General features: G+C 44.4%; 1 protein-coding gene. It reads right to left on the bottom strand.

Translation table 11 applies throughout. From position 1 onward, the window contains the following. Positions 1 to 81: 81 nt before the first annotated feature. On the bottom strand, positions 82 to 550 hold a 469-nt coding region (gene tnpA, locus BBD38_RS11340), incomplete at its 5' end, for an IS200/IS605 family transposase (RefSeq protein ID WP_082989640.1).

Below are 550 nucleotides of genomic sequence, written 5' to 3'. Positions count from 1 at the left end.
CTGATACTGGCAGCGCCTGATGGCGCATTGAATCGTCTGCCAACTGCATCGATTCCTCGGGCAGCCCCTCAAGGGGCTGTCTTACTTTTTGCCTTTGTCTGTCGGCTCACCCGTGAACGGGTCTATATATTCTTTCAAACTTATTTGGTCTGCGGTGGCATCTTCCTGCAATTGCCGTTTTATGTATGCTTCAATCTTTTTCGCATTCTTGCCTACCATATCCACGTAATATCCTCGACACCAGAAATGTCGGCTCCCATACCGATATTTCATATTCGCATGCCTGTCGAATATCATCAGTGAACTTTTCCCCTTCAAATATCCCATAATCTCTGACACGCTATACTTCGGTGGAATCCTCACCAGCATATGCACATGATCCGGACATAATTCTGCTTCTATGATTTCTACCCCTTTTCTATCACATAGCTCTCGCAATATTTTTCCTATATCCGTGCGTAACCTCCCATATATTACTTGTCGCCTGAACTTTGCTGCAAATACGATGTGGTATTTGCATTCCCATGTCGTATGTGCTAATGTGTTTTTA

The sequence above is a fragment of the Christensenella intestinihominis genome (genome assembly GCF_001678845.1).
In the GTDB taxonomy this organism is placed as follows: domain Bacteria; phylum Bacillota; class Clostridia; order Christensenellales; family Christensenellaceae; genus Christensenella; species Christensenella intestinihominis.
This window is presented reverse-complemented; position numbering and strand designations above follow the sequence as displayed.